This window comes from Palleronia pelagia (assembly GCF_900110115.1).
Lineage (GTDB): Bacteria > Pseudomonadota > Alphaproteobacteria > Rhodobacterales > Rhodobacteraceae > Palleronia > Palleronia pelagia.
Genome location: NZ_FOCM01000019.1, coordinates 1 through 9,189 on the forward strand (window position 1 = coordinate 1; position 9,189 = coordinate 9,189).

Consider the following 9,189-nt stretch of genomic DNA (forward strand, 5'->3'; position numbering starts at 1 on the left):
GACCTCGAACTCAGCGTCGATTTCGGCGCGATGGGCGACTTCGAGAGCAGCGACGTCTTCACGATGACCTACTCCATCGACGGCGCGGCCTTCCAGGACGCCTTCGTCTTCAGCGTCGACGAGAACGGCAGCGCCACCTACACGCTCGAGGGCGGCGCGAGCTTCGCCCTGGACGATCCGCTGCTGCTCGACGGCACCGTCCTGACCGACGACCTGGCGACCTTCATCACCGCGCTGGACGGCACCGGCGACGCGCTCACCCTGCGCGTCACCGCCGAGGCCGACGGCGGATCCGAGGCCCTCGTCTTCCAGAACATCGAAATCTCGGGGACGCCGGGCACGGCCCCGCCGTCCGATCCCGAGTTCAACATCGCGGTTGCTCCGGTCGAGGTGATCGAGGGCAATTCAGGCACGACGAGCGTGGTGTTCACCGTGAGCCGCACCAGCGGCGAGGGCGCGGCCTCGGTCGACATCGCCTTTTCCGGCACCGCCGACGCCGCGGACCTGGCGGACGGGCTGCCGACCGGCGAGACGCTGAGCTTCGCGGATGGCGAGCTCCGAAGGACCGTCACCATCGAAGTCAACGGCGACACGGAAGCCGAGGACGACGAAACCCTGACCGCCACGCTGTCGAACGCAACCGGCGCGGGGATCGACACCGATGCGGCCACCGCGACGATCCTCGACGACGACACCATCGACCTGATCTCGACGATCCAGGGCTCCGGCGCGACCAGCACGATGGTGGGCGAGTCGGTCCGGGTTCAGGCGATCGTGACCCGTCTCGCAAGCAACGGCTTCTTCCTCCAGGAGGAAGACGGCGACTCCGATCTCGACGCCACGACGTCCGAGGGGATCTTCGTCTTCACCGGCAGCACGCCTTCCGTGTCGGCCGGAGACCTGGTGGAAGTTGCCGGGACGGTCGACGAATTCTCGGGCGCCACGCAAATCGACAGCGTGACCGGGATCACCACCCTGTCAACCGGCAACGCGCTGCCCACCGCGGTGGTCTACGCACTGGGTGAGACCGATCCCGACATCCGCGAGAGCCTCGAGAGCATGCGGATCGAGCTGGTCTCGGGAACGGACGACCCGATCACGGTCGTCACCAACTTCAACCTCGACCGGTATGGCGAGATCGTGGTGGCGCCCGGCAACCAGTACCAGCCGACGCAGTTGTTCGACGCGCAGACCGAGACCACGCAGGTGCAGGAGCTGATCGCGCAGAACGCGGACAACCAGTTCATCATCGATGACGGGCTCAGCCGTTCAATCTCGAACCAGAACCCGGACGAGTTCCGCTTCATTCCTGTCAGCGACGCGCAGGACCTCAACGACAACGGGTACCTCGACGCCGGCGACGATTTCACCGCCGACGGGCCGACCCTGCGGCTGGGCTCCGAGATGACCGGCCCGGTGCTGGGGATCCTCACCGAGGCGGACGGCGACTACAAGATGGTGGTGGACGGCACGCTGCCCATCGATCAGTCCACAAACACCGGGGCGCGGGATGCCACCGCACCCGATGTGGGCGGCACCCTGTCGGTGGCAAGCTTCAACGTCCTGAACTACTTCACCACGCTGGGCGCGCGGGGAGCCGACTCGACGTTCGACTTCGAGCGGCAGGAGACCAAGATCGTCGCCGCGATCCGGGCGCTCGACGCGGATATCGTCGGCCTGCAGGAGATCGAGAACAACGGCTTCGGCCCGGGCTCGGCCACGGCAACGCTCGTCGATGCCCTGAACGAAGCCGAGGGCGCGGATGTGTGGTCCGCGGTCGATCCCACAGGCACCGGTTCCTCCATCGGCACCGACCAGATCACCACCGCGATGATCTATCGAAACGATGCCGTGACCGAGGTCGCCAGCGATTTCATCGTCTTCACCGAGGCCTCGAACGACGCGACATCGGACGCCGCGGCGCCCTTGGGTTTCCTGAACGATCCCGGCCAGCGCAACCGCCCCGCCGTCGCCGCCACCTTCGAGGAGACGGGCACCGGCGAGCGGGTGACGGTCGTCTCGAACCACTTCAAGTCCAAGGGCGACAGCGGTCTTGCGAGCCTGCTCGAAGAGGCGCCCGGACTGCTTGCGCGCGGGGAGATCACCCAGGCCGAGTACGACGCCTTCGTCAACGACCCGAACGTGGAACAGGGCAACGGCCAGGGCTACTGGAACCAGGTCCGGACCGATGCGGCGACGGAGCTGAAGGCGTGGCTCGAGGGAACGGGCGTCGACAGCTACGCGGACGGCGCGATCAGCGATCCCGATTACCTCATTCTGGGCGATCTCAACGCCTATGCGCAGGAGGACCCGGTGCAGGTCTTCACCGACGATCCGGATTACGACGACCTGGTCGACACCTTTATCGGGCAAGACAGCGCCTACACGTTCGTGTTCGACGGCCAACGCGGGTCGCTCGACCAGGGGATCGCCTCGTCCACGCTGACCTCGCAGGTCACGGGCGCCGCGGAGTGGCACATCAACGCGGATGAGCCGGACCTGTTGAACTACAGCTCCGAGTTTACCGACCCCGCGTTCTACGAGCCGAGCCTGTTCGGCGCGTCGGACCACGATCCGCTGATCATTGGGCTTGAGCTGGGCGATATGTTCGCCTGACGGCCATCCAGGGGGATACGGATGCGGCTCCGTGCCCAGAGCGGCAGTCGCATCCGTGATCCTGACACGATCGCGGGCTTTGTTCCGCGCAAGCCCGATATGTGCCTTCCCATGCCTTCCACGTGCATGAGGGGGATTTTTCGTTTTCCTTTCCCCAACGTCCGATGGCATGCTTTGTCCGTGGAGGAATTGCAGGACCAGCGCGGACACCGGAGCGGCTTGTAGAGACGCCGGTCTGCCCGAGCGCGCGGTGCGCGCCCTGCCCTCACCGGATTGCTTGGCCGATGAAGGCCGTCGAAGGGGAATTGACCATGAGCCTGTCATCGATGCTTGCGGCGCGAAACGCATCCGGACGGCCGATCCGCGTCGGTCTGATCGGCGGCGGCAAGTTCGGGTCGATGGTCCTGGCGCAGGCCCGCAGGATCGCGGGCTACCACGTGGTCGCGGTGGCCGACCTGGATGTCGGCAAGGTGCGGAAATCATTCGAGAGAACCGGCTGGGACGAGGCCGAATATGCGGCGACGGGCTTCTCCGACGCCATGGACAGCGGACGGACGTTCGTGACCGACGACGCAGCGGCGCTCTGCGCCTTCGACGGGATCGAATGCATCATCGAGGCAACGGGCCATCCGCTGGCCGGTGTGCGCCACGCGCTGAAGGCGATCGACGCCGGCAAGCACGTCGTCATGGTCAATGTCGAGGCCGACGTCATGTGCGGTCCGATCCTGGCGCAGAAGGCCCGCGAGAAGGGCGTGGTCTACTCGATGGCCTATGGCGATCAGCCCGCCTTCTGCTGCGAACTGGTCGACTGGGTGAAATCCTGCGGGTTCGAGCTTGTCTCTTCGGGCAAGGGCATGAACTTCTGCCCCGGTTATCGCTACTCGACGCCCGACACCGTGTGGGATTACTTCGATTTCACGCCCGAGCAGGTGAAATCGGGCGACTTCAATCCCAAGATGTACAACTCGTTCACCGATGGCACGAAGGCGGCGATCGAGATGGCCGCGATCGCGAACGCCACGGGGCTCGATTGTCCCGAAGACGGTCTCGCCTTCCACCCGGCGGGCCTTCAGGATCTGGCCGAAGTCTTCAAGCCAGTCAGCGAGGGCGGCCGTCTCGAGAAGAACGGGATCGTCGAAATCGCTGCCAGCCGCGAACCGGATGGCCGCGTGGTATTGAACAACATCCAGTACGGCATGTTCGTCACCTTCAAGGCACCGAACGAATATACGCGACAGTGCTTCAACCAGTACGGCCTTCTGACCGACAAGTCCGGCTGGTACGGCTCGATGTGGCGGCCGTTCCACCTGATCGGGCTCGAAACGTCGGTTTCGGTCCTGTCTGCGGTGCTGCGCGGCGAGCCGACGGGAACCTCGGTCGAATTTCGCGGCGACGCCGTGGCGACCGCGAAGGGCGACCTGAAATCGGGCGAATGGCTCGACGGCGAAGGCGGGTTCGCCACCTGGGCCAAGGCCATTCCGGCGACGCAGTCCACCCGGATCGGCGCACTTCCCATCGGGCTGGCCCACAAGGTGAGGCTCAAGCGCGACGTCCCACGCGACCAGATCATAACGCTGAACGACGTGGACCTTGTCGACGACCTGGACGTCGTCTCGGTCCGCCAAGAGCAGACGGACACCATGGGCCCCAAGGCGGCGGTGGCGGCATGAGCTACGTGGTCCTGCCGAGCTTCGAGGTCGAGGATGACAAGCTCGACGCCTTTCTCGCCGCCGCGCGCGCCGACGCCACCCAGTCGGTGGCAACCGAACCGGGATGCCGGCAATTCGACGTCTGCGTGGATCGGTCGACCAGCCCTGCAAGGGTCACGTTCTACGAGGTCTACGACGATCGCGCCGCCTTCGACGCGCATCTGGAGACGCCGCACCTCGCAGCCTTCAAGGAAAGCCTGCACCTGTGCACCGAGGGTCCCGTCTATTTCCTTGAGCGGGTTGCGCCGTAATCGGAAGCCCGCGCCTTTCCTGGCCCGCTCTTCATCGCGGAACCACGCTGAACGCACCCGACCGTACGATCCACTTTCGATCGTGTTGAAAGCCATGCCAGAGAACGCATTCTCAGCGCGTCCAGCTAGATCGTGCGCCCGCCATCGACTTCGAGAATGACGCCGGTGAGGAACTCGGCCTCGTCCGAGGCCAGGAACGCGGCGGCGTTCGCGATGTCGCGCGGCTCGGACAGGCGGCCCAGCGGGATGGTCGAGATGAACTTCGCGCGGTTCTCGGGCGTGTCGGGCATGCCCATGAAATTCTCCAGCAGCGCGGTCGCGCCCATGACCGGGGCCAGTCCACAGACGCGGATGTTGTCCGGCGCCAGCTCCACCGCCAGCGATTTCGTCATCAGGTTCGCCGCGCCCTTGGACGAGTTGTACCAGGTCAGGCCAGGACGCGGGCGGATGCCCGCGGTCGAGCCCACATTGATCATCACCCCGGGGTTCGCCTGGCGCCAGAGGGGTACGACTGCCTTGGTCATATGAAAGATCGACATGACGTTCACGTCGTAGAGCTTGCGGATCGTGGCCTCGTCGGTCTCCATCAGCGGAGCGTTCTTGTTGGACCAGCCAGCGTTGTTGACGATGGTGTCGATGCGGCCGAATTCCTCCATCACGCGGGCCACTGCCGCTTCGACCTGATCGCCCTTCGACACATCGCAGGTCACCGCGATCGCGCCATTGCCGATCCCGTCGGCGACCTTCTGCGCGCCCTCGCCGTTCAGGTCGACGACGGCGACACGAGCGCCTTCATCGGTGAATTTCTGGGCGATCCCCTCGCCGAACCCCGACGCCGCGCCGGTCACGAGGCAACACTTGTCCTTCAATCTCATCTCACTCACTCCCTCAAAATCAGACCGCGACGCGGTTCGGTTCGGTAATTTCCCCGCGCTCGATCACCAAGGTACGCTCGGCGAAGCTCTTCAATAGCGTGGGGTTCGATTCGGTGACCAGGACGGTCACGTCGCGGTCGATATCGCGCAGCCGTTTCAGCGCGTCGGCATAGCGATGGGCCAGCGCGGGGGCGAGCCCCTGGAACGGCTCGTCGAGCATCAAAAGCCGGGTGCCCAGCATCAGCCCACGTCCCAGCGCCACCATCTTCCGCTGTCCGCCCGAAACGGCGCCGGCGGGACGGTCGGCCATTTCCTTCAGCTCGGGCAGGACCTGATAGACCTTGTCGAGCCGCGCGGACCGGTCCGCGGACGACAGTCCCGCGACCTCACCCGGCAGCAGCACGTTCTCTTCGACCGTGAAGCCCGAGAACAGGCGCCGGTCCTCGGGCGCGTAGCCGATGCCGAGCGCCGGGCGGCGCGAAGGCTCGACCTTCGTGATGTCGTTCCCGTCGACCAGGATCTGCCCGCGCACGTCGGTAAAGCCCATGACGCTGCGCAAGGTCGTGGTCTTGCCCGCGCCGTTGCGGCCGATCAGGGCAATGGTCTCGGACGCGTCGATCCGAAGGGTCAGGCCCCGCAGGATCGGCACCTTGCCGATGAAGGCGTCGGCATTACGGAATTCCAGCATCAGGCGGCCTCCTCTCCGATCACGTCGCGGATCACGTCGGGATGGGCCAGGATCTCGTCCGGGGTTCCGCGCATCTGCACCTCGCCCGCGTTCCAGACCGCGACCTCGTCCGCGTAGTTCTTCACGATGCCCATGTCGTGCTCGACGAAGACCGAGGTCACGTCGGCCCGCGCCAGCGCCTTCACGAGGATGTCCATGATCTCGAACTTCTCGGACGACGCGACGCCGGATGTGGGTTCGTCCATCAGCAGAAGCCGCGGCTTCAGCGCCAGCGCCACCGCGATGTCGACCAGCTTGCGCCGCCCTTCCGACAGGGCGTCGACGCGGGCATCGGCCACATCGGCGCACCCGACGAGGTCCAGAAGCTCGCGCATCTCGTCGCGCTCGGGCTGCGCTTCCATCTGTAGAAATGGTGACTGGCGCCCTTCGCGGGCCGAGACGGCGATCAAGAGGTTCTCCATCGCGGTATGTTCCGAGAACAGCTGCGGGATCTGGAACGCCCGCGCCACGCCCCGTTGCACGATCTTGCGCGGTGGCAGACGGGTGACGTCTTCGCCCAGAAAGAAGACCTGACCGCGCGACGGCTTCAGCCACCCGGTGCAGATGTTCAGAAACGTGGTCTTGCCCGCGCCGTTGGGTCCGATGATGGCAAGGTTCTTGCCCTCGTCGATGGTCAGGTTCACCCCGTCGGCGGCCACAACGCCACCGAAGCGGATCTCCAGATCGCGGGCTTCCAGCAGATGGGTGCTCATGAATGGACCTCCTTCGCGGCAGGCTTGCGGTTGGCAGACGGGGCGTCGCGGCGCGACAGCCGGTTCGCCAGCCCCTCGTAGATGCCGGCCAGACCGCCCGGCGCGAACAGAATCACGGCCAGCAGGAACACGCCCAGCACCAGTTGCCAGATATCGGCGGCGAAAGCGGCGGCATAGGCGCGCACGACCTCGTAGGCGACAGCGCCCACCACGGCCCCGGGGATCGAGCCCGCGCCCCCAAGCACCGCGATGAAAACCATCTCGCCCGAGCGGATCCAGTAGGCATAGCTGGGCGTCACGATCCCCTGCGCCACCGCAACGAGGATGCCTCCGGTGCCGCAAAGCGCGGCCGACAGGACATAGCCTTTGAGCAACGTGGTCCGGGCCGAGATCCCCAGATATTCGAGCCGCGTTTCGTTCGTCTTCACCGTCTGGAACAGCTGCCCCACCGGCGAGCCGAGGAAGCGCAGGACGAACCATCCCAGCGCGACGGTCAGGCCCAGCGTGACGTAGAACAGCAGAAGCTCGAACGGCGCGCGCTCCAGCGACAAACCCAGGACCGAGGGGCGCGGCAAGCGCAAGCCGTCCGCTCCGCCGGTGTAGTGATAGAATTTCTCGAGCACCGACCAGAAGATCATCGAGAATGCCAGGTTCAGCATCCCGAAGAAGATCCCGCGATAACGGACGACGAAGAGGCCCACGATCAGGCCTGACACGGCCGCGCCCAGCGTGCCCGCGATCAGCAGCACCACGAGATCGTCCAGCGAAGAGGCGGCGACGAAGGCGGCCGCGTAGGCGGCGATGCCGAAGAACAGCGCGTGGCCGAAGCTGACCTGCCCCGCCCGAAGCAGGAGGGTCACCCCCATGACGGCGATGGCCTTGGCCAGCGCCAGCGTCAGAAGGATCTGCAGCGCGGGCGCGGTGAAGGGGATTGTGGCGATCAGCAGAAGCGCGATGGCGGGCAGGATGTGTCTGATGGTCATGGTGCGCTCCTCAGATCTTGCGGGCGGCGGGGCTGCCGAACAGGCCTTCGGGGCGAACCAGAAGCACGGCCAGCATTATGAGATACGGGACCAGCACTTGCAGTTCGGGGAAGGTATAGGTCGCCGCCGAGCGGCCGAGCCCGATCAGCAGCGCCGCGATGGCCGCACCCTCGATCCGGCCCAGGCCCGCGGTAGCGACAACCGCGAAGCTCAGGACGATCATCTCGGCCCCGATCCCCGGCAGAACGGAGGTGGTGGGCGAGGCGAGCGCACCGCCCAGCCCGGCCAGCCCCGCGCCAACCACGAAGGTCAGAAGGTAGACGCGGTTGGCGTCGATGCCGATGGATTGCGCGGCCTCGCGATCCTCGGTCACGGCGGTGATCAGCCGGCCGGTCAGCGTCTTGCGCAGGAAGACCCGCAAACCGATCAGCGTCAGCGCAGCGACGACCGGTAGCAGGATCAGCTGGTAGACCGTGTAGTAGACGCCGAAGACCTGGATATTGCCCAGCATCTGCAGGGCCGAGGCCTCGAAATAGGGTTGATTGCCCCAGACCAACCGCTGCACGTCCTCGAGGATCATGAAGACCGCGAAGGTGACCAGCAGCTGCAGCACCTCGGGCTTGTGATAGATCCGGCGCAGCAGCAGGTACTCGATGGGGCCGCCCAGCAGGATACCGACCAGCGCGGCGGCGATCAGCATCAGCGGAAAGGCGAGGATCGGCGCAAAGCCGGCGGCGAAGATCGCGCCACCGATGGAAGCGGTGAGGTAGGCCCCGATGGCATAAAGTGAGCCATGGGCGACGTTCAGGATCCGCAGCACGCCGAAGATCAGGGTCAGTCCGACCGCGACCATGAAGACAAGCGCCGCGTAGGAGAGACCATCGAAAATGGCCAAGAGCACGATCGTATAGTCCATCGGAATGCTCCGGATCAGGGGCGGTCAGGCAAGGCCCGGCGACACGCGCCGGGCCCCGGGTCGTGTCTCGAATGCTGTGGAAATTCCCTGGCAGCGTGTTCCGGGCATGTGAAGGTTCGGCCTCTCAGGCGGCGAGGTCAAGGGACATGGGTCCGAGGGGCTGAGAGAGGGTCTCCCATCCGTCGACCTTGCGCATCTGGATCTGGCCGGAGGCGAGCAGCGCCCACAGCAGCATGGGCACGGTCTCTGCGCATGGCAGCACGGTCTGCGTCTTGATGCGGCGCCGAAATTCGCCGTTCAGCCGTTCGATGGCGTTGGTCGTGCGCGCGGATTTCCATTGCGTCGGATCGAGCCGTGTGAAGGTGAATAGCCGGTCGCCTGCTTCTTCCAAGCTGTCGG

General features: G+C 65.6%; 9 protein-coding genes. 3 read left to right on the plus strand and 6 right to left on the minus strand.

Going from position 1 to position 9,189, the window contains the following annotated elements:
- The 3 genes from BMX96_RS18850 to BMX96_RS18860 all read left to right on the plus strand — a co-directional run.
- On the plus strand, window positions 1-2,616 hold a 2,616-nt coding region (locus tag BMX96_RS18850; RefSeq protein ID WP_139210155.1), incomplete at its 5' end, for an ExeM/NucH family extracellular endonuclease.
- Window positions 2,617-2,927: 311 nt separating this feature from the next.
- Window positions 2,928-4,286: an NAD(P)H-dependent oxidoreductase gene (locus tag BMX96_RS18855; protein WP_091846901.1), complete on the plus strand. Its 1,359-nt coding sequence runs from the start codon at window positions 2,928-2,930 to the stop codon at window positions 4,284-4,286.
- On the plus strand, window positions 4,283-4,576 hold the full coding sequence (locus BMX96_RS18860; RefSeq protein WP_091846895.1) for a putative quinol monooxygenase: 294 nt from the start codon (window positions 4,283-4,285) through the stop codon (window positions 4,574-4,576). Before BMX96_RS18855 ends, BMX96_RS18860 begins: the two co-directional genes overlap by 4 nt.
- 125 nt (window positions 4,577-4,701) lie before the next feature.
- Here BMX96_RS18860 and BMX96_RS18865 read toward each other — a convergent pair whose 3' ends face one another.
- From BMX96_RS18865 to BMX96_RS18890, 6 genes are all read right to left on the minus strand, one after another.
- The gene (locus BMX96_RS18865) at window positions 4,702-5,451 is read right to left on the minus strand and encodes an SDR family oxidoreductase (protein ID WP_091846896.1); all 750 of its coding nucleotides are present in this window, start codon (window positions 5,449-5,451) and stop codon (window positions 4,702-4,704) included.
- Window positions 5,452-5,470: 19 nt separating this feature from the next.
- Entirely contained in the window at window positions 5,471-6,139 is a 669-nt protein-coding gene (locus tag BMX96_RS18870; RefSeq protein WP_091846897.1) for an ABC transporter ATP-binding protein, read from the minus strand.
- Window positions 6,139-6,891 (minus strand): ABC transporter ATP-binding protein, encoded by a 753-nt coding sequence (locus tag BMX96_RS18875; protein WP_091846898.1) that lies wholly within the window; start codon window positions 6,889-6,891, stop codon window positions 6,139-6,141. The genes BMX96_RS18870 and BMX96_RS18875 overlap by 1 nt, the downstream gene beginning before the upstream one ends.
- Window positions 6,888-7,874: a branched-chain amino acid ABC transporter permease gene (locus tag BMX96_RS18880; protein WP_091846899.1), complete on the minus strand. Its 987-nt coding sequence runs from the start codon at window positions 7,872-7,874 to the stop codon at window positions 6,888-6,890. Before BMX96_RS18880 ends, BMX96_RS18875 begins: the two co-directional genes overlap by 4 nt.
- 10 nt (window positions 7,875-7,884) lie before the next feature.
- Window positions 7,885-8,790 (minus strand): branched-chain amino acid ABC transporter permease, encoded by a 906-nt coding sequence (locus BMX96_RS18885; protein ID WP_091846900.1) that lies wholly within the window; start codon window positions 8,788-8,790, stop codon window positions 7,885-7,887.
- A gap of 124 nt (window positions 8,791-8,914) precedes the next feature.
- The coding region (locus BMX96_RS18890; RefSeq protein ID WP_175481796.1) for a transposase at window positions 8,915-9,189 on the minus strand (275 nt) is incomplete at its 5' end.

Bases quoted from the DNA above. Each gene is read 5' to 3' on its own strand.
- BMX96_RS18880 (WP_091846899.1), bottom strand. From the start codon at position 7,874: ATGACCATCAGACACATCCTGCCCGCCATCGCGCTTCTGCTGATCGCC.
- BMX96_RS18860 (WP_091846895.1), top strand. From the start codon at position 4,283: ATGAGCTACGTGGTCCTGCCGAGCTTCGAGGTCGAGGATGACAAGCTC.
- BMX96_RS18875 (WP_091846898.1), bottom strand. From the start codon at position 6,891: ATGAGCACCCATCTGCTGGAAGCCCGCGATCTGGAGATCCGCTTCGGT.
- BMX96_RS18865 (WP_091846896.1), bottom strand. From the start codon at position 5,451: ATGAGATTGAAGGACAAGTGTTGCCTCGTGACCGGCGCGGCGTCGGGG.
- BMX96_RS18870 (WP_091846897.1), bottom strand. From the start codon at position 6,139: ATGCTGGAATTCCGTAATGCCGACGCCTTCATCGGCAAGGTGCCGATC.
- BMX96_RS18885 (WP_091846900.1), bottom strand. From the start codon at position 8,790: ATGGACTATACGATCGTGCTCTTGGCCATTTTCGATGGTCTCTCCTAC.
- BMX96_RS18855 (WP_091846901.1), top strand. From the start codon at position 2,928: ATGAGCCTGTCATCGATGCTTGCGGCGCGAAACGCATCCGGACGGCCG.